This is a genomic window from Nitrospiria bacterium (genome assembly GCA_035498035.1).
Taxonomy (GTDB): Bacteria; Nitrospirota; Nitrospiria; order JACQBZ01; family JACQBZ01; genus JACQBZ01.
On record DATKAN010000025.1, the window covers coordinates 56684 to 75724 of the forward strand.

18 protein-coding genes are annotated in these 19041 nt (G+C 61.4%); 9 read left to right on the forward strand and 9 right to left on the reverse strand.

Going from position 1 to position 19041, the window contains the following annotated elements; all coding sequences use genetic code 11:
* Positions 1–3 precede the first annotated feature (3 nt).
* From VMN77_04670 to VMN77_04685, 4 genes are all read left to right on the forward strand, one after another.
* Complete coding sequence (locus VMN77_04670) at positions 4–276, forward strand: hypothetical protein (GenBank protein ID HTN43073.1); 273 nt, start codon at positions 4–6, stop codon at positions 274–276.
* Entirely contained in the window at positions 242–2476 is a 2235-nt protein-coding gene (locus VMN77_04675) for a DNA polymerase domain-containing protein (GenBank protein HTN43074.1), read from the forward strand. The genes VMN77_04670 and VMN77_04675 overlap by 35 nt, the downstream gene beginning before the upstream one ends.
* Before the next feature lie 54 nt (positions 2477–2530).
* Complete coding sequence (locus VMN77_04680; GenBank protein ID HTN43075.1) at positions 2531–3223, forward strand: SOS response-associated peptidase; 693 nt, start codon at positions 2531–2533, stop codon at positions 3221–3223.
* A 240-nt stretch (positions 3224–3463) separates the two neighbouring features.
* Positions 3464–3703, forward strand: a complete 240-nt coding sequence (locus tag VMN77_04685; GenBank protein HTN43076.1) for a hypothetical protein — start codon at positions 3464–3466, stop codon at positions 3701–3703.
* Between the two features lie 9 nt (positions 3704–3712).
* On the opposite strand, the gene VMN77_04690 is transcribed toward VMN77_04685, so the two are convergent.
* Entirely contained in the window at positions 3713–3991 is a 279-nt protein-coding gene (locus VMN77_04690) for a hypothetical protein (GenBank protein ID HTN43077.1), read from the reverse strand.
* A gap of 236 nt (positions 3992–4227) precedes the next feature.
* Here VMN77_04690 and VMN77_04695 point away from each other — a divergent pair, with 236 nt between their 5' ends.
* The 5 genes from VMN77_04695 to VMN77_04715 are packed head-to-tail and all read left to right on the forward strand — an operon-like array spanning position 4228 to position 8972.
* Complete coding sequence (locus VMN77_04695; protein ID HTN43078.1) at positions 4228–4779, forward strand: GNAT family N-acetyltransferase; 552 nt, start codon at positions 4228–4230, stop codon at positions 4777–4779.
* Positions 4780–4832: 53 nt separating this feature from the next.
* The gene (locus VMN77_04700; protein ID HTN43079.1) at positions 4833–6179 is read left to right on the forward strand and encodes a nodulation protein NfeD; all 1347 of its coding nucleotides are present in this window, start codon (positions 4833–4835) and stop codon (positions 6177–6179) included.
* Between the two features lie 14 nt (positions 6180–6193).
* Positions 6194–6967 (forward strand): slipin family protein, encoded by a 774-nt coding sequence (locus tag VMN77_04705; GenBank protein ID HTN43080.1) that lies wholly within the window; start codon positions 6194–6196, stop codon positions 6965–6967.
* A gap of 56 nt (positions 6968–7023) precedes the next feature.
* A complete protein-coding gene (locus VMN77_04710; GenBank protein HTN43081.1) occupies positions 7024–8265 on the forward strand; it encodes a GAF domain-containing protein in 1242 nt (413 codons plus the stop codon).
* 20 nt (positions 8266–8285) lie between these two features.
* Positions 8286–8972, forward strand: a complete 687-nt coding sequence (locus tag VMN77_04715) for a response regulator transcription factor (protein HTN43082.1) — start codon at positions 8286–8288, stop codon at positions 8970–8972.
* A gap of 18 nt (positions 8973–8990) precedes the next feature.
* Here VMN77_04715 and VMN77_04720 read toward each other — a convergent pair whose 3' ends face one another.
* The 8 genes from VMN77_04720 to VMN77_04755 all read right to left on the reverse strand — a co-directional run bounded on the left by VMN77_04720 (position 8991) and on the right by VMN77_04755 (position 18893).
* A complete protein-coding gene (locus VMN77_04720) occupies positions 8991–11303 on the reverse strand; it encodes a plasma-membrane proton-efflux P-type ATPase (protein ID HTN43083.1) in 2313 nt (770 codons plus the stop codon).
* An 88-nt stretch (positions 11304–11391) separates the two neighbouring features.
* Entirely contained in the window at positions 11392–12582 is a 1191-nt protein-coding gene (locus VMN77_04725; protein HTN43084.1) for an ABC transporter permease, read from the reverse strand.
* Positions 12579–13688, reverse strand: coding sequence for an ABC transporter permease (locus tag VMN77_04730; protein ID HTN43085.1), 1110 nt, complete (start codon positions 13686–13688; stop codon positions 12579–12581). The genes VMN77_04725 and VMN77_04730 overlap by 4 nt, the downstream gene beginning before the upstream one ends.
* Before the next feature lie 39 nt (positions 13689–13727).
* Positions 13728–14645 carry an ABC transporter ATP-binding protein gene (locus tag VMN77_04735; protein ID HTN43086.1) on the reverse strand — a complete coding sequence of 306 codons (918 nt, stop codon included), beginning with the start codon at positions 14643–14645 and terminating at the stop codon, positions 13728–13730.
* 138 nt (positions 14646–14783) lie between these two features.
* Complete coding sequence (locus VMN77_04740) at positions 14784–15770, reverse strand: efflux RND transporter periplasmic adaptor subunit (GenBank protein HTN43087.1); 987 nt, start codon at positions 15768–15770, stop codon at positions 14784–14786.
* Positions 15767–17203 (reverse strand): TolC family protein, encoded by a 1437-nt coding sequence (locus tag VMN77_04745; protein ID HTN43088.1) that lies wholly within the window; start codon positions 17201–17203, stop codon positions 15767–15769. Before VMN77_04745 ends, VMN77_04740 begins: the two co-directional genes overlap by 4 nt.
* Positions 17200–18222: an efflux RND transporter periplasmic adaptor subunit gene (locus tag VMN77_04750; GenBank protein ID HTN43089.1), complete on the reverse strand. Its 1023-nt coding sequence runs from the start codon at positions 18220–18222 to the stop codon at positions 17200–17202. The genes VMN77_04745 and VMN77_04750 overlap by 4 nt, the downstream gene beginning before the upstream one ends.
* Complete coding sequence (locus VMN77_04755) at positions 18219–18893, reverse strand: ABC transporter ATP-binding protein (GenBank protein HTN43090.1); 675 nt, start codon at positions 18891–18893, stop codon at positions 18219–18221. Before VMN77_04755 ends, VMN77_04750 begins: the two co-directional genes overlap by 4 nt.
* Between the last annotated feature and the right edge of the window lie 148 nt (positions 18894–19041).

The window sequence follows — 19041 nt, forward strand, 5'->3', positions numbered from 1 at the left end:
TTCATGGGCCGGACGCTGGCCACCTTCACGATGCAGGTCAATCAGGCCCTGGAGGAATGGGGAAAATTTAAACGGGCCCTGCGCAAAGAGGATCAGGCGATTATCGAGTTGCTTTTTGCCGATGCGCGCTATCATGCGCAGGCCGGGGCTTATCTCGCGCCGACCGATCCCTTCTCGGCCATGCTCCTTTCGATGCTGCTCGAGGAACGCAAAGCGCGTCTGGCTTTGGAGAAACGGCTCCATGAACTCGAAACCGGATTCAAGGCGCAGGCTTAGGGGCTGGTTGTTCGACGTCTACCCTGCCGCTGAAGGCATGGTCCTCTGGATCATCGCGGAGGACGGACGTCGGCTCCGGCTGACCGATCCGTTTCATCCTTCCTTTTATTTCGAGGGTCCGTCGATTGAATCAAGAAACGCCGTTCTTCATCTGTCACGCGAAAAGACTCCCGTCACGGCCCGGCACGTCGAGCGCAGCGAGTTCTTCAGCGGCCGGGCGATCCCGGTGGTGCAGGTTACAGTCCACGATCCCACGGAATACGTCGGCATCGTAAAGAGGCTCGTCCGTATCGGCGACCGACTGCAATTCTATAATTGTGACATCGACCTCTCTCAGCTCTATTTCTATGAACGAAACCTATTCCCTTTGGCCTTGTGTTCCGTGGATCGCACCGAAACGGAAACGATCCAAACCATCCAAGCGCTCGATTCGCCCTGGGATCCGGATTATTCCCTTCCCCCGCTCCGCTCCATGCATCTGCGGTTGGAAGGGGACCTCATCAATCCAAATCACGGAGGTCAAGGGAAGCTTGAGATCCGGGATGACCATGGCCGGTGTGTGCTTGAAGGGGATGATCCGGCCGAGGTGTTGACCGGGCTCAACAATCACCTCCGTAAAAACGATCCGGACCTGATTTTCACCGATTGGGGAGACTCCTTCATCATCCCGCATGTTCAAATGCTTTCGGAGCGATGCAGGATTCCGGTCGCCTTCAATCGCGACAGGCGCATGGCGATCGCCGGGAAAAAGATGCGTTCCTATGCCTCCTATGGACGGATGGTCCACAGCGCCGGGGCGCAGACCTTCTTCGGCCGTTGGCACATCGACCGGCAGAATTCGTTCATTCTCAACGAGGCGGGTCTCGAAGGACTGTTTGAACAGGCCCGGGTCACAAAGCTCCCGATTCAGCATATGGCCCGGACCTCGACCGGAACGGGGATCACCTCCATGCAGCTTGAGACGGCTTACCGGGCGGGAATCCTCATTCCGTGGCGAAAGAGCGAGCCGGAGGAGTTCAAGTCCGGCTTCGAGCTGCTCACGATCGATAAAGGCGGCATGGTCTTTCTTCCGCCGGTGGGTTTTCAGGAAGAGGTCGCCGAGCTTGATTTCGCCTCGATGTATCCCGCCATCATGGCCCGGTTCAACATCTCGCCCGAAACGGTCGGCTGTTCCTGCTGCCCCGGAAATCGCGTTCCGGAAACGGGCTATACGATCTGCACAAAACGAAAGGGACTTGTCCCGGAAACCCTCGAGCCGCTTCTTGCCAAGCGAGCGCAGTATAAACAACGACTCAAATCCACGACCGATCCGAAACGGCGTGAACGTTACGATCAGCGCCAGAACGCGCTGAAATGGCTGCTCGTGGTCTCCTTCGGTTATCTGGGTTACAAGAATGCCCGTTTCGGGCGCATCGAAGCGCATGAGTGCGTGACGGCTTACAGTCGTGAGACGCTTCTTCAAGCCAAGGAGATTGCGGAAGGCCGTGGCTATCAACTCCTCCATGCCATCGTGGATTCCGTCTGGGTCAAGAAGGCCGGTGCGACGGAGCCCGACTATCGGAAGCTTGCGGATGCGATCACTCAGGGAACCGGCCTTCCGATCAACCTGGAAGGGATTTATCGTTGGATCGGGTTCCTTCCCTCGAAGACGCGGCCGAGCCTTTCGGTTCCGAACCGGTTTTTGGGCGTCTTTCGTACCGGAGCGATGAAGATACGGGGCCTGGAAGTGCGCCGCACCGACACGCCTTCCCTGGTCAAAGAAGCTCAAACCCGTATGATCGAGGTTTTAAATCAGGCCCAGGATCTTAAAGAATATGAGGCACAAATTCCTGAGGTCGTCAAAATCCTGGCCGAATACCGTCGGCGACTCGTTGAAGGACAGGTCAATCTAAGAGAGCTGGTCATCACGCGAACTCTTTCCCAGGACCCCCGGGAATACAAGAAGGCGACGCTTTCGGCCGTGGTTTCCCATGAACTGTTGGCCCGCGGGGTCAAACTCGCGCCGGGGGAAGCGATTCAGTACGTCATCACCCATGACGCGGATAAAGATCCGGCCGGCCGGGCCCGGGCCTATGCGACCCTCACGGCGGATCATGCCTATGACGTCGAAAAGTACAGCGAGCTGCTTTTAAAAAGCGGTGAAAGCCTCCTCGCCCTGTTTGGCTACGATCTTAAAAGGCTGGAGCAATTGACCCGATAAATATCCAGACAGTGACTTGATTCACCGCCCGGGCGAGGGCTATGATGAAGCCCTATGTGCGCGAGATACACCCTTACGGAAGAGATCATCCTGATCCTGAAACGCCTGTTGATCAAGTCCCCGATGAGAGACTTCCACCCGCGGTATAATATCGCGCCCTCCCAGAACGCGCCCGTCATCCTGAACGAAGAGGGAAGATCGGTTCAAGTCTTCCGCTGGGGGCTCATCCCCTCCTGGGCCAAGGATCCGTCCATCGGCTATAAGTTGATCAATGCCCGCGCCGAGTCGGTCGCCGAGAAACCCAGTTTCAGAAATGCATTTAAAAAAAGAAGATGCCTCATTCCGGCCGACGGGTTTTATGAATGGCGTTTGGAATCGGACGGCCGAACGAAGACCCCCATGCGAATCCGGCTCAAATCAAAGGAGCCGTTCACCTTCGCCGGGCTATGGGAAACATGGAAGGACCGGCAGGAAAAAGAGTTTCGGACCTTTACGATCATTACGACCGAGCCGAATGAAATCCTGCAACCGATACATAACCGGATCCCCGTGATCATGAAACCGGAGGATGAAGAAGCCTGGCTCGACCCGCAGGCCGACGTCAAGCATTTGGAAAAGATTTTAGCGCCCTATTCGTCAAACGAGATGGAAGCCTACGCGGTGTCTAAGTTGGTCAACAGTCCGAAACACGATTCGCCCGACTGCATCGAACCGGCCGTGGTCCCACCTCCTTCCACGCTATTTTAATGTTCCCTTGTGCCTCTCTAAGATGAAAACCTACTTTATAAAGGGACAGGGTGGGATACCCCCTCTTTTCCGCCCGACCTACCCATTAATCCTCATCGCATCCCAAATTCCGTTAGGAAGCGGCGCGGACCTCACAGGCCCGCGCCGAGGATTTTTACGCAAATTAACCCGACATTGAACTGGACGTAACCTGACCTCCGTATATTCGCCGTGTGAAATTAATGAAACGGAGGGGAGAACATGAACTGCCTGAAATGCAGCGGGATGATGAATTACGAGGCGTTCGTCAGCGGGGCGGCCGAGGGGACGTCCTGGGCCTACGAAGGCTGGCGGTGCATCTATTGCGGGGATATCGTCGATCCGGTCATCCTCCGGCACCGTCAAAAGATCCGGAATCGAGAGGCCGTTCCGGTCAGAAAAGACCCGGTCCGGAGCCCGGGCCAAAGCGGAATGGCGGCCCGGAAACAGGTTCCCGGGTGACCGCCGCCGTCATCGCCGATGATGGCTGAGGAACTCGTCGATCTCTTGGAGGGTAAACTTGTTGAGTTGCACGATCTTCGCCTGGGATCGGTAAGCCACGGGCAAGATCGACCGGGCCTCATCTTTGCTTCCCATCTCCAAAGTGATCCAGGCCTTATGTTCCCCGTCCCAGCATCCCCAATCCGCATTCGTCAGAAAATGAGAGCCCGTTTCGAGCAAGACCTTGACGGCCTTGGCGCAAGCCACCGGCTCGGCCTCGTGCGGAACCTCGATGAGATATTTTGCCATGGCACAAACTCTCCCTTTTTGGTTTTAATTGAGCCCCTGTTTGGATCCCATGCGCCAAAAGGCCCGACGCCATCGCGGTTCGATTGGACTGTCGAGCGCCGATCATCCGCGCAGGATCGTAATTTACTCTCTTGCCGGATTTCTTTCAACTGTATGTTATGGGCATTGGAGGATCGGGGGAAAGATTGTTTCCCGCCTGTGACATGAGATATGATAACTCGAATCGTGAGAATAAAATGGGGAAGGACTTTTCACTTCGCGACGCGCGCGAGAGCGATCGCGAAGCGATCCGGACCGTGACGCTGGCCGCCTTCCAGGAGTACGCGGCCCGCATGCACGCGCACTGGGAAGGGTACCGCCAGGGAATCTTAAACGCGCTCGCCGACCCGACGTCCGCCGAGCGGATCGTGGCCGAACAAGATGGCGCCGTCGTGGGCGCCGTTATGTTATACCCGCCCGGAACGGTTTTTCCCCGCCCGGACGGCTCCCGGGTCACGATCGAGCACCCGGAAGCCCGCCTGCTCGCCGTCGCGCGGGCCGCGCGGGGCCGCGGTATCGGTAAGGCGCTGCTGCGCGAATGCATCCGGCGGGCCCGCCGCTCCGGCGCCGCGGCCCTGACCTTGCACACGAGCGATTTCATGGAAGTCGGCAGGCGCATGTACGAGGGGATGGGATTCGTGCGCGCGCCCGGGCTCGATTTTCATCCCTCCAAGGACCTGACGGTGATGGGCTACCGCCTCCCGCTCGGCGAGACGTCGCCCTCCGGACCCCCGCCGCCCGTTTCTTGACAGTCCGCTTGGGAAAAGAATATGATACTCGCTCACTTCTTCGAGGGTGAGCGATGGCCCTATCCCGATGGATCCGATCGGTCGTCTTGACGCCGGTATTCGCGTTTTTGCCCGTCCTAATTACCACGATTCTCCCCGCCGCCGATTCGTTCCCTCAGTCCCGTCCCGCTCCGGCCGCCGAACCGGCCGCGGTGACCGTGGCCGTGTACGACGGCGTGATCAATCCGGTCTCGGCCGAATACCTGACCCAGGCCATCGCGGACGCCGCGCAGGATCATGCCCAGGCGCTGGTGATCCAGCTCGACACGCCGGGAGGCCTCGACACTTCGATGCGCACGATCGTCAAGGAGATGAGCGCTTCCGAGGTGCCGATCATCGTGTATGTCTCGCCCACCGGCGCCCGCGCGGCCTCGGCCGGGGTCTTCATCACGCTCGCGGCCCACATCGCGGCCATGGCCCCGGGGACGAACATCGGTGCGGCCCATCCCGTTTCGATGGGCGGCGGAGAGATGGACAAAGAGATGAAAAAGAAGGTCGAGAACGACGCGGCCGCCTATATCAAGTCGATCGCCGAGAAGCACGGCCGCAACGTCCAGTGGGCCGAGGACGCCGTGCGCCAGAGCGTCTCGGCCACCGAGACCGAGGCCCTGAAGCTCAAGATCGTCGACCTGATCGCGCCGGACCTGCCGGCCCTGCTGGCCGCCGTGGACGGCCGAACGGTTCAAACGGCCGCGGGCCCGCGCATCCTTAAGACCAAATCGGCCGCGGTCAAGACGGTCGGAATGAGCGGCCGGATGAGAATCTTAAACGCGTTGAGCGATCCCAACATCGCCTACATCCTGATGCTTCTGGGCATTTACGGACTGATCTTCGAGCTGTCGAACCCGGGCGCGATCCTGCCCGGCGTGGTCGGCGCGATTTGCATCGTCCTGGCCTTCTATTCCTTCCAGACCCTCTCGATCAATTACGCCGGCCTGCTTCTGATCCTTCTGGCCATCGTGATGTTCATCGCCGAGATCAAAGTGCCTAGCTACGGGCTGCTGACCGTGGGCGGGGTGATCTCGATGGTTCTGGGCTCGTTGATGCTGGTCAAGACCGACCTGCCGTTCATGCAGATTTCCTTGTGGGTGATTTTCCCGACGGCCGTCGTGACGGCCGGATTCTTTTTGGGGGTGGTCGGAATGGCCTGGAAGACCCGTCATCAAAAATCGGTCGCCGGCATCGAGGTCTTCATCGGCGCTTCGGGAACCGCCCGGACCGAGATCAACCCCCGGGGTCAAATCCTGATCCAGGGAGAGTATTGGGACGCCGTCAGCTCCGAACCGATCCATGAGGGCGAGACGGTCGAAGTGACCGGCATCGAGGGACTAAAACTGTTTATCAAACGGTCGAAAAAATAGAGCGGGGGTCAATCATGATTCAGTTACTCGTCAGTCTTCCGGGCCTTATCCTGATCGTTCTCCTATTCCTGTTCATCTCCCTCAAGATCCTCAGGGAGTACGAGCGCGGCGTGATCTTTTTCCTGGGACGCTTTCAGAAGGTAAAGGGGCCCGGCCTGATCATTGTCATCCCCGGCCTCCAGAGCATGGCGAAGGTGAGCCTGCGGACGATCGTGATGGACGTACCGCCCCAGGACGTAATCACGCGGGATAACGTATCGGTGAAAGTCAACGCCATCATCTATTTCCGTGTGATCGACCCTCAAAGAGCGATCATCCAGGTCGAGGACTATCTCTATGCCACGTCCCAGCTTTCGCAGACCACGCTGCGCAGCGTCCTCGGCCAGGGCCAGTTGGACGACCTGCTGTCCAAGCGGGAGGAGATCAATTCGAAACTCCAGCAGATCATCGACCAGCAGACCGAACCCTGGGGAATCAAGGTCTCGGCCGTCGAGGTGAAGAACGTGGACCTCCCCCAGGAAATGGTCCGCGCCATCGCCAAACAGGCCGAGGCCGAACGGGAAAGACGGGCGAAGGTGATCCACGCGGAGGGAGAATATCAGGCCGCCGAGAAACTGACCCAGGCGGGGGAGATCATCAGCCGGAACCCCACCACCCTCCAGTTGCGCTACCTGCAGACGCTGACCGAGATCGCGGCCGAAAAAAATTCCACGACGATCTTCCCGGTCCCGATCGACTTTCTCGAACCGTTCTTCAGGCGGCGGGAACCGGAAAAAAGATCATCCTAAATACCGCTTTGCTTTTGCAGGAAATGGGAGTAAGATAGGCACCGGGGTTATGCGCAATGGACAAACCGCAGCACCAGAGTCACCGTAAGGAAAACCAGCATTTCAAGGCCGGCTCGAAGCCGACGACTCCCCCGTCCATCCCCCCAATGGTTCCCGTTGATCCGTACGAAAAGATCGACGTCTTAAACACGATCTCGGCCACGATCAGCCAGTCCCCGCATCTCACGGCCGCGCTCGGTGCCACGCTGGAACGGCTCCTCACGTTGACCGAGGCCGACATCGGCTCGATTCACCTACTGGACTCCGCCAGCGGGGACCTGATCCTGTGTGCAAGTCGCGGCGTCACCCAGTCCTTCATTTACACCGAGCAACGGATCCCCATGGGGGCCTGCCTCTGCGGCCTGGCCATCCGGCTGGGGGAGGTCGTAGTTTCCGACGACCTCTCCAAGGACGAACGGCTGATCCGCTCGGCCTGCCGCGATGAACGCTTCGGATCGATGATCAGCGTTCCGCTTCGCGCGCGGGAGAAGACACTGGGGATCCTGACCCTTTATTCCAAACGACCCCGGGCTTTCGCTCACGCGGACCGGCCGCTCCTGATCGCCATCAGCCATCATATCGGCGTGGCGGTCGAGAATTCGCAGCTGGCCTCCAAGACCAAAGAGTCGGCCCTTCTGGAAGAACGCTGGTTGATCGCCCAGGAGCTTCACGACAACATCGCGCAGTCGCTGGCCTATCTGAATATGCAGACGAAGCTTCTCGAAGACCGCATTCAATCCGAGCCGAAGACCCCGGTCCTGGAAGATTTCCATCACATCCGCAAGGTCATCCAGGACACCTATCAGGACGTTCGGAGCATGCTGATCGACTTTCGAATTCCGATGAAAGAAAACGAGACGCTGGAGGTCGCGCTTCGAAGGTATTGCCTGGAATTCGGCTCGCGGACGGGGATTCAGACCGATTTCTTCAGCGATGCCGATCTGTCCCAATTTGAGCCTTCCGTCCACACCCAGATCTTCCGGATCATCCAGGAATCCCTGTCCAATGTCCGCAAGCATGCCCGCGCGAAAAAAGTGAGCGTCGCGGTCCATGGCGGCGGCTTCGGTCTCCGGATCACGGTTCAAGATGACGGCGACGGATTCGACCCAAAAACCGTCGAAGATCCGGCCCGGCAACGGATGGGCCTCTCGATCATGAAAGAACGCGCCGCCTGCCTCCGCGGCACGGTGCGGATCGCCACCGTCGTCGGTCAGGGAACTTCGATCCGGATCGAAATCCCCCCTGCTCCGTCCCCCTAGAACGCAAAGGAAAGAGGACGATGCCTCCCGTCAAAGTACTCGTCGTGGATGATCATACGCTGTTCCGCAAGGGGATCATCAATCTGCTTCAAGCGCAGAGCGGAATCGAGGTGGTGGGGGAGGCCAAAGACGGCCGGGAAGGCATCGCGCTGGCCAGGCAACTCCGCCCCGACGTCATCCTGATGGACGTGCAGATGCCCGGATGCAACGGCATCGAGGCGACCGGGGCGATCCGCCAGGAGCTCCCGGAAGCCCGGATCATCATGCTCACCGTTTCAGAACAGGATGAGGACCTTTTCTCGGCCATCAAGGCCGGCGCGCGCGGCTATCTTCTGAAAAGCGTCGAGCCGGACCACTTGCTGAAAGCGATCGATCTTTTAATGAAGGGAGAGGCCGTGATCCCGCACAACATGGCCTCGAAGCTCCTCACGGAATTTTCGTCGATCGCCAACAGGCCGGCCTCCAAGGCGGACGCCTCCGGCGATTACCAGCTCCTCACAAACCGCGAAAAAGAAATCCTCCAGACCTTGTCGAACGGCGCGAGCAACAAGGAGATCGCCAACGCGCTCAATATTTCCGAACACACCGTCAAGATTCATCTCAAAAATATTCTGAAAAAACTCCAGGTGAACAACCGCCTCCAGGCCGCGGTCTACGCCCACCGGCAGGGTCTCGTCTCCGGCGCCCCCAAGGGCCGCACCCAATAAGCGCCGCCGGGCGGGTCTTCAGCGCATCTTGAAATATCGGAAGACGCCCACCTTCAAAAAATCCACCCCGATCAAGATTCCGGCCACCAGCGCCAGCAAGCCCGCGACCAAGGCGGACGGGATCGGAGCCATGAGAATGCCCCGCGTGGCGAAAATAGCGACAAGGATCATGTCCAGAAACGTGCTCAGCAGGAGCCAGGATCCGGGTCTCGAATGCCAGAAGCGGCGACGCTCGCGCACCAGGTACACCATGCCCTGGCCGGTAAACACCAGCATGACGAAGATCAGGGTTTGCAGTTGCGGCAAAGGCAGGCGGAGCCAATCGCGCGCCGCGAAGAACACGGCGAAAGAAAGGATCAGAACCGGCACGGCCAGCGTCCCGGCCGTGAGCATCAAGGTGGGAATGTCCCAGCGGTCCGGTCCGGGGGAATAGGACACGCGATCGGCGGCGATGGCCATGGTCACGAAGTCGTTTGTGAAGAGCAGCAGGACCATTAGCAAGGGCGTGATCACCAGAACGCCGGTGAGCATCACACCCAGGCTCAGGAAAATCGCGAATTCCAGGGTCTTGACGATCTTGTTCAGCGTATAGGTCAGCATGCGCTGGTAGATGCGCCGGCTGGTCTCCACGGCCGCCACCACCTCGGAAAGCCCGGGCTGGGTGAGCACCAGACCGGCGGCCGACTTGGCCACATCCGTGGCCTCCGCGACGGCCACGCCCACCTCGGCCTGCTTGAGGGCGGGCGCGTCGTTGACCCCGTCCCCGGTCATGCCCGTCACATGGCCGGCCTGTTGCAGGGCGCGTACGAGACGGAACTTGTCCTCCGGAAAGACGCGCGCAAACACATCGTAATCCAGCACCCGCACGCCGTCGTCGGCGCGCAGGGCCTCCGCCGGGCAGGCGCGATTCCCGATGCCGACCCGCGAAGCCACGGCCCGGGCGGTGTCCAGGTTGTCGCCGGTCACCATCAAAACGCGCACCCCCTGTTCCCGCAGTCGGTGGACAAGAGATGCGGAGTCCTCCCGCAGGGGATCCTCCAAGGCCAACAGACCCGTGAATCGGAGGGCGCCGTCGACGCCGGCGGCCACGGCCATAACGCGGTAGCCCTCCCCGGCCAGCCGTTCCACTTCCGAATTTATTTCGGGCGGCGATGGAACCTGCGCGGCGACCGCGCGCGGGGCCCCCTTGATAATTCGAAGCCTTTGTCCGTCCCGTTCGAAGACGGCCTCCGTGCGCCGCGTTTCCGGATCGAAGGGGAGAAACTCCGCACGTCGACCCGCGGAAAAAAGCGGGTCGCGCTCCCGGGCGGCGGCGAGGATCGCGAGATCGAGCGGATCCTGGCCCGCGTCGTCACAGGCCATCGAAGCCAGGCGCAGCAGTTCCTCCTCGGTATGCGGCGGATACGGGCGCAGGGCCGCAAGGCGCAGCCGGTTCCGGGTCAGGGTCCCGGTCTTATCGCTACAGAGGATGTCCATCCCGGCGGCCTCTTCGATCGCCGAAAGCCGCGTCACCAGCACGCCGCGCGTAATCAACTCCTGTGCTCCCAGGGCGGTGGCCAGAGTAAACGTGGCCGGCAGCGCCGCCGGAACCGAGGCGACCAGGAGGATCAAGGCAAAGGGTACCACGTCCGAGAGGGGCATCCCCGTCGCCACGGAGTAAATCAGCAGCGCGACCACAAGGACCGAGTCCAAGGCGATCAGGTATTTGACGATGGTAAAGATCAGACTTTCGAGGTGGCTGACGGTTCTTGCGGTTTGAACCAGTTCGGCGGTCTTGCCGAAATAGGTTTGAGTCCCGGTGGCGACGACCTTGCCGGTCGCCTCTCCCCGCTTGATCACCGCTCCCGCGTACGCGGTCACACCGGGACCGGCCTCGACCGGGAGCGACTCCCCGGTCAGCGCCGATTGATCGAGCAGCAGGGCGCCCTCGGACAAACGGATGTCCGCCGGCACCAGATCGCCCAGGCGCAGATACACCACGTCCTCCGGCACCAGTTCCTTGGCGGGGATGCGTTGCCAGCGGTCGTCACGCCTCACCCGCGCCCGGACGGCGAGCCGATTGCGCAGCAGGGCCAGCGCCTTGTTGGCGCGGTTTTCGTGAACGAAGCTGAGCCCGGCGTTGAAGACCAACAGGAGGGCGATGATGATCGCCTCATCGGGCTTGTCCAGAAAGAGTTGCAGTACGATGGCCGCTTCCAGCATCCACGGGACCGGCGCCCAGAACTTGCTCAGAAATGTCAGCCACGGACGAGGCCGGGTCTCCGCCACCTCGTTCGGGCCGAACCGCTCTAATCGTTCCTTCGCCTGCTTGCTCGTCAATCCCGTCTCCATTAATCGTTTCTCCCGGTCATTTGAAGCATTCCCTTTTTTACTGTTGGGGAGTGGGCTCGCAGTGCGGACCCCGGGGCGACATGGCGGGCTACCCCAGCGTCCTCCGGAACCGCAGGACACTCATGGAAAAGATCGCGACGGCTAGGACGGCCAGCGGGACGACCTGCGGCCAGAGGGTATCGATCCCCTCGCCCTTTAAGAAAATACCGCGGATGATGACGAGAAAATACCGCACGGGGGAGAGATAAGAGAGATCCTGGAAAAAGACCGGCATGTTGGCGATCGGGAAGGCGAAACCGGAGAGGATCATCAGCGGCAGCATGATGAAAAAGATGGTCAGCTGGGCCTGGTTTTGCGTCCGGGAGATCGTCGAGACGAACAGGCCCAGACCCAGCGTGGTCAGGATATAGACCGCCGCCAGCGCGAACAATAGCGGGATGCTCCCCCGCACCGGGACGTCAAACCAGAAAATCCCGAATAACAATACGATGCCGATGTCGATGAACCCGATCGCCACAAACGGGAGAAGCTTTCCGATCATCAGCTCCGACCGGCGAAGCGGCGTGATGACCAGTTGTTCGAGCGTCCCGATCTCCTTTTCCTTTACGATGCCCAGCGCGGTCATCATGCTGGTGATGACGATGAGCAGGACGGCGATGACGCCCGGGATCATGTAATTCTTGCTCAGCAGCTCCGGGTTGTACCACACGCGCAGGCGGTTGTCTATCGAGATGCGGGGGCCCGTGCGGATAGAGCCGACAGGGTTCTCCAATTCCCCCGCGCCCCGCTCCCGGTCCGGCAGGGCCGGTCCCTCGCTTGCCTGGACACGGGTGAGCTCAATGTTGGAGGAAAAAGCTTCCGTAATCCGGTTGATGTAATTGAGACCGATGAGCGCGGTGTTGGAGTTGCTGCCGTCCAGAATCGCCTGGACCGTGACGGGCCGCCCCCCCCGGAGGCGCCGGCCGAAGTCCGTGGGGAGGACGAGGACGATGACGGCCCGGCCGCGATCGATCCGCTCGGCCGCTTCGCGGTAGTTGTTCACGGGCTCCTTCACGACGAAGTACTCGGTCGGCGTGAAGGCCCGGATGTAGGCCCGGCTTTCGGCCGTCCGGCTTTGATCCCAGACCGCGATCGGGAGGTTCTTGATATCGAAGGTCGCTCCATATCCGAGAAGGGTCAACTGGAGGATCGGCGCGATGAACAGGATCGGGAACAACCGTGGATCCCGCTGAAGTTGCTTGGCCTCTTTCCAGGCCATGGTGAGAATCCGTTGGATCATCCGGTCTCATTCCCCGCGGCAACGCGGCGGATGCTGATCGTGATCACGGTCAGGCCGAATCCCAGGAGAATCAGCGTGTGCGGCCAAACCGCTTCGGGCCCGACCCCCTTCAACAGGATCGCGCGCAGGATGATCAGAAAATGCGTCGAGGGAATCAGGAAGCTCACCCCCTGAAGCGCCCACGGCATGCTTTCGACCGGGAAAATGAACCCGGAGAGGATGAAGGTCGGGAGGAGCGTGCTGAGCAGACTGATGAAAAAGGCCACGGCCCGCGTTTTGGCGATCGTGGAAATCAGGAGTCCCATACCGAGCGTGGCCAGGAGGAAGACCAGCGTCTGCCCGAACAACTGGATCGCGCTCCCGCGAAACGGGACCTCGAATACGACCGCCCCGGTCAGCACGGTCAGGAAGATCACGACGAGGCTGATGATCCCGTACGGAAGCATCTTCCCGAGAATCACCTCCCAGGGCCGGGCCGGGCTGGACAGAAGAATCTCCAGGTTGCCCAGCTCGCGCTCCCGCACGACGGCCATGGCCGGAAGGGCGACGCCGATGATCATGATCAGCAACCCGACGATGCCGGGGGTGATGAAGATGGTGCTGTTCATGTCCGGATTGAACCAGACACGGCTCTCGACCTCGATGGCCCGGGGGACGGCGGTCCCCCCAAACCGGTCGGGGGAATAAGCGCGGAGCACCTGCTCCACGTATCCTCCCGCCACGCTGGCGGTGTTGTTGTCCGATCCGTCGAGCAGGATCTGGATCGGAGCCGAAATTCCGGAACTCACGCGATCTCCGAACCGGGGCGGGATTTCAAGATAGACGCTGGCTCTCCCCCGATCCAGCAGCTCCGCCTGTCTTCCGCAGGCCTCGGCATCGACGGATTGGAAGTAGCCGGAGCTTAAAAAGGCTCGGGTCAGGGCGCGGGATTCGGGGGTGCGGTCCCGATCGCAAACCGCCGTCCGGATCTGCTTGATGTCCAGGTTGATCGCGAACCCGAACAGGACCAGAAGCAGGACGGGCATCAGGACGACCAGGCCCAGCGTCCGCGGATCCCGCCGGATCTCGATGAATTCCTTGACCATGATCGCCCAAACGGGACCCATTGTTACCCATTTTCCGTAGGGGCGTACGGCCGTACGCCCCTACACGGTTTTCGACAACGAGACAAACACGTCCTCGATCGAAGGCTGGATTCGCTCCAGGCGTTCGACCGGGATTCCCGCTTTCTCCAATGCGGCCCGGAGGGGAGGGATCGCCTCGTCGGCGCGGGGCACCGCCGCGTGAAGATCCTCTCCATAGATATTGACGTCGATGACGCCCGGAACCCGACGGATCAGGCGGTAGGCCTCGTTGATCCGCCCGGTCCGGACCGTCACTATTTCGTGGTCATGGAATTCGGTCCGGATCCGATAAGGGCTGTCCAGCGCCGCGAGCCGGCCCTTCCAGATGAAACCGATCCGGTGGCAGCGCTCGGCCTCCTCCATATAATGCGTCGTCACGAAAAGCGTCTTTCCCCTTTCGGCCAGGCCGTAGAAGTAGTCCCACATCGTCCGCCGGGAAACCGGATCGATCCCGGCCGTGGGCTCGTCCAGAAAAACGACTTCGGGATCATGGACGATGGCGCAGCCGAGCGCCAGCCGCTGCCGCCACCCGCCGGAGAGCTGAGCCGCCAGGGTTTTTCGGTAGGGTTCGAATTCGAGCGAGGCGATCACCTCCCGGGTTTTTTCGCGGACCGTCCCGGAATCAAGATACAGCCGCGAATAAAACCACAGGTTCTCCTCCACCGTCAAATCCGAATAGAGGCCGAAACTCTGGGACATGTAGCCGACCAGCGGTTTGATCCGCTCGTTCTCCCGGTTCACGTCGAAACCCAGGATCGTCGCGGCTCCCGAGGTCGGCCGGAGGATCCCGCAGAGCATCCGGATCGTCGTGGACTTGCCCGCCCCGTTCGGCCCGAGGAAGCCGAAGATCTCGCCCTTGCGGATTTGAAAACTGACATCGTCCACGGCCGGGACGCTTCCAAACCGCTTCACCAGGCGTTCGGCTTCGATTGCGTTCATGACAACCTCTCCTAAATGGGCTCGGTTCGTAAGGGGGTCCTGTCCTTCGGCAGCCCCACCGTGCTCGCCACCCCGCCCGGCGTAGGGACCCGGGCTCCGCTCGGTGGAGCGCCCCGCCTCGGCCACCCGCTTATCCAATTACGGAGCAAGTTCCACGTCGGCCGGCATCCCGGGCTTCAGTTCGCCGTTCTGATTCTCGACCGCGACCTTCACCTCGAACACCAGCTTGACCCGCTCCTCCTTGGTCTGGATCGTCTTGGGCGTGAACTCGGCCTTGTTCGAGATATACGTCACCTTGCCGGGATAATTCTTTCCGGGGAAAGTATCGACGGAAACGCGGGCCTTCTGGCCCAGCGTTACGCGTCCGAGATCCGTTTCCTTGACGTAGATCGTCACCCAAAGATGGTCCAGATCCCCCAGCGTCACGACGGGCATTCCCACCGTCGCGACTTCGCCCGCCTCCCGGTTTTTAAGCAGCACGGTCGCGGTCAGCGGCGCCGTAAGATGCGTTTGATCGAGCTCCGCCTGGGCGAGCTCCAGTCCGGCCTGGGCCCGATCGAGGTCCCCGCGGGCCGCGTCGATCAGCTGCCTCCGCGTGCCGGCCTTCAGAAGGTCGAGATGCTCCTTGGCCTCCCGGTGCTTGGCCACCGCCGCGTCGGAGGCCGTCCGGGCGTGCTCCCACTCCTGATCCGAGGCCACCTTGTCTTTATGAAGACGGTCGAGCCGCTCCCAGTCGGCTTGGGACTTTTCCATGTTGGCCTGCGCTTCCTCCAGGGAGGCCTCGGCCTTTTTGATCTCCTGATCGCGCGAGCCGGCTTCCAGATTCTGAAGGTTCGCACGGGCCGCAACCCGTTGGGCCTCGGCCTCCCGAACCCGGGCCTCCAGCTCGCGGCGCTCGATCACGGCCAGGAGCTGGTCTTTTTGTACCCGGTCGCCTTCATCGACCGTGATCCGCTCGATCCGGCCGGTGACCTTCGGCGCGATCTCGACCTCGGTCGCCTCGATCGTCCCGCTGGCCGCGATCCGAGCCCCGTTCGGGGGGCGATCGAAATACCGGACCGCCGCGAACGACCCGAGGATCATGCCCGCGACAACCAAGATCGCGACGGCCCGGACCCTCGTCATCGTTGTTTCTCCTCCCCCCCGCCCCCCGCAAGGACCTGCCGCCCCAGGGCGCGGTCCAATCGCGCCTTGGCCGACCGGAAATCGTAGACCGCGTTGGTCAGGTTCGCCTGGGCCGAGATCAACAGACTCTCGGCATCGAGGACCTCGGTGTTCGTGGTCACGCCCGCCTTGAACCGCTCGTCGGTGATCCGAAAATTCTCCTGCGCCTGATCGACCGCCGTGCGGGCCACGGCGATCTTCTCCTTCGCTTCGACCGCGCCCAGGTACTCCCCGCGGACCTCGAGGGCGATCCGGTCCTTCACCGCTTCAAGATCCAGCTCGCTCTGACGCAGCCGCAGCCGGGCGCGCTCCACCTCTTGCCCGGTTTTCCCCCATTCCCATAAATTCCAGCGCAGAACACCCAAAACCTCCCAGTTTTCCGGAATCACGTTCGTGGTCTCCTTGGCCCGGTCGTAACTCGCCACCGCGCTCAAGGTCGGATAATAACGGCTTTGTGCCATTCGCCGCCGGACATCCATCGATTGGACCTCGGTCCGGCCGGCCGCGAGTTCCGGGCGAAGCTCCACCGCGATTGTCACGGCCTCCTCGTAGGAGATCAACTCGGCCGGTTTCTGCTCATCCTCTCCGGACGCCAAGGTCAACGGCGTCGTGAGTTCCTGGCGAAGCAGATTGTTCATCGTCATCTTGGCGCGATCGGCGTTGTTCTTCGCCGTCAGAAGCCTCTGTTCGGCCTCGGCTTCGTTGACCGTCGTCTTCAGGACCTCGTTGTACGGAACGCTGCCGGCCTCGTACGACGCCTTCACCACGCGCAGATGCTCCGTCAGATCGCGGACCTGTTGCTCGGCCACCCCCTGAAGCCGCTCCGTCTTCAGAATATCCCAATAGGCCAGCTCCACCCCGAGGAGAAGATCCTGCAGGTTCTGCTGATGCTGCAAGTCCGCCAGGGTCGATCCCAATTTCGCGTCCTGATAACTGTAGTACACCGCGCCGCCCGTAAACAACGGCTGCTCGAGCGCCAGGTGCAGACCGTAGTTGGTCAGATCGCCGAGGGCCAGCTCGGATTGCGACGGCGGAAGCGGGGGGAATGCGTTGAAGGTCCCCGTCGGAACCTGAACCCGCTGGAGGTGCTCATCGCGGCTGTACCGGGCCTCGGCCGACAGTTTCGGGAAAAAATCGGCGTAGCGGCCCCGGGCCTCGGCCTTCGCGCCCAACACGCCGGCCTCGGAGGATTTCAGCCCGAGGTTCCGCTCCAGCGCCAGCCGCTTGAAATCCTCCAGCGCCATCGCCCGGGACTCCTCCGGTCCGGTGGACTGCGCGAGCGCCGACGGCACCCCGGACAGGACCCCCAGCATAAAGACCCAAAGGATCAACCCGGATCGCGGGGATGTGCGGCCCTGCGCCACCGCATGGAACTTCCTCCAAAGCGTCTTCATGGGATCACCACCTTTTCCCCTTCCCGCAGGCCCTGTAGGACTTCGGCGTCCCATCGGTCCATCGCCCCCGGAACCACCCTTCGAATATCGGGCCCGCCTCCGCCCCGATCGTCCTTCACCACCCTCACGAAGGAACCGTTCTCATCCTGTTGAATCGCACGACGCGGGATCTTCAAGACATGGTCGCGCCGGACGACGTCGATCTTGACATCCACGGTCATCCCCTGTTTCAGATCGGACTTCGCCGATTGCGGCAGCTCGATTTTCGCCTCCAAGACCTTGGTGTCGGTGATCCGTGACGGGTCCTCCAGCTTGATCGACCGCTTGCCGACGCGCTCCCCGATCTCGATCACTTTCCCGGTGAAGACGCGGCCCGGATAGGCGTCCGAGGTGATCGAGGCCTCCTGGCCGAGGGCCAGATGTCCCACGTCGTCTTCGTCGATCTCGGCCCGAACCCGGATGGCCGAGACATCCGCGATCGTGAGGATGGGCAAGCCCGCCTTGACCGACTCGCCCGCCTCCCGGTATTTCGCGATCACCAGGCCCGAAACGGGGGAGGCGATGTGCATATCCTTTAAAAGCGCTTCGGCCATTTCGAGACGGGCGCGGGCCAGGTCCCGCTTCGCATCGGCGTCATCAAACTGCGCCTTTGAAGCGGCGTTGGACTGAAGAAGGCGCCGGGCGCGTGAATAGGTGAGTTCCGCATCCTTGAGTTCGGCGCGGCCCTGGTCGACGGCGGCCCTGGCGTACGCATCGTCCATGGTAATGACGACCTGATCCTTCGCGACCTCCTCTCCTTCCTTCACGGCGATGGATTGGATCCGCCCATCGACCTTTCCGGCCAGATCCACGGTCGTCTTGGCCTCGACCCTCCCGCGGGCCGCGATGCGGTCCAGGATGTTGCCGTAGACCACCGCCGCCGTTGGCCCGGAGTCGGCCGGCCCGCGAAGCATCCGTACGCCGATGACGCCCAGACCCGCGGCCAGAATCAGGAGGACGATCCACTTGGCGCGCTTCATGATACCAGAACTCCGTCTTCCAATCGATAGACATGGTGAACCAGATCCATCATCCGCGTGTCGTGCGTCACGACCACGACGGACCGGTTTTCCTTGACCACCAGGTCCCGCAGCAATTCAATGACGGCGTGCCCCGTTTTGGAATCCAAATTTCCGGTCGGCTCGTCCGCCAGGATCAGGGGCGGACGGTTCACCAGCGCCCGCGCGATCGAGACGCGCTGTTTCTGCCCGCCGCTCAGATCGCGCGGGAGAAAATCCGCTCGGTCGCCGAGTCCGACGGCCTCCATCATCTCCCGGGCCCGTCGCCTCGCCTCCGGTCCCCTGCGCCCCCGAAGGTCGAGGGCCACCTCAACATTTTCCAGCGCGGTCAGCGCCGAAAATAGATTGAAGCTTTGAAACACGAACCCGATTGATTCCAGACGGACCCGCGAGAGGTCGTCCGCCTCCCAACGCACCGGACGTCCGTCGATGATCACCTCGCCTTGGGTCGGCCGGAGGATGCAGCCGATCATCGAGAGCAGGGTCGTCTTGCCGGACCCGGACGGCCCCATGATTGCGACGCTTTCCCCCGGCTTGACCCGAAGCGACACGTCGCGCACCGCCTCCACGGTCACGGGGCCTTCTTCGTAGACTTTGCGAAGCCCTTTGGCTTCCAATACATAATGGCTCATTGCAAACTCATCCTTTACACCAGAAGCGGCTGGCATGTCTCCTCTCGGCTTCGCGGCGCTGCTTTGACCCGACTAAGGCTGGGCCGCTGAATTTCACGAAGAATCTTGGCGCGAGATTTTCCCCGTTAGCACGGGGTCGCAGCCTTCG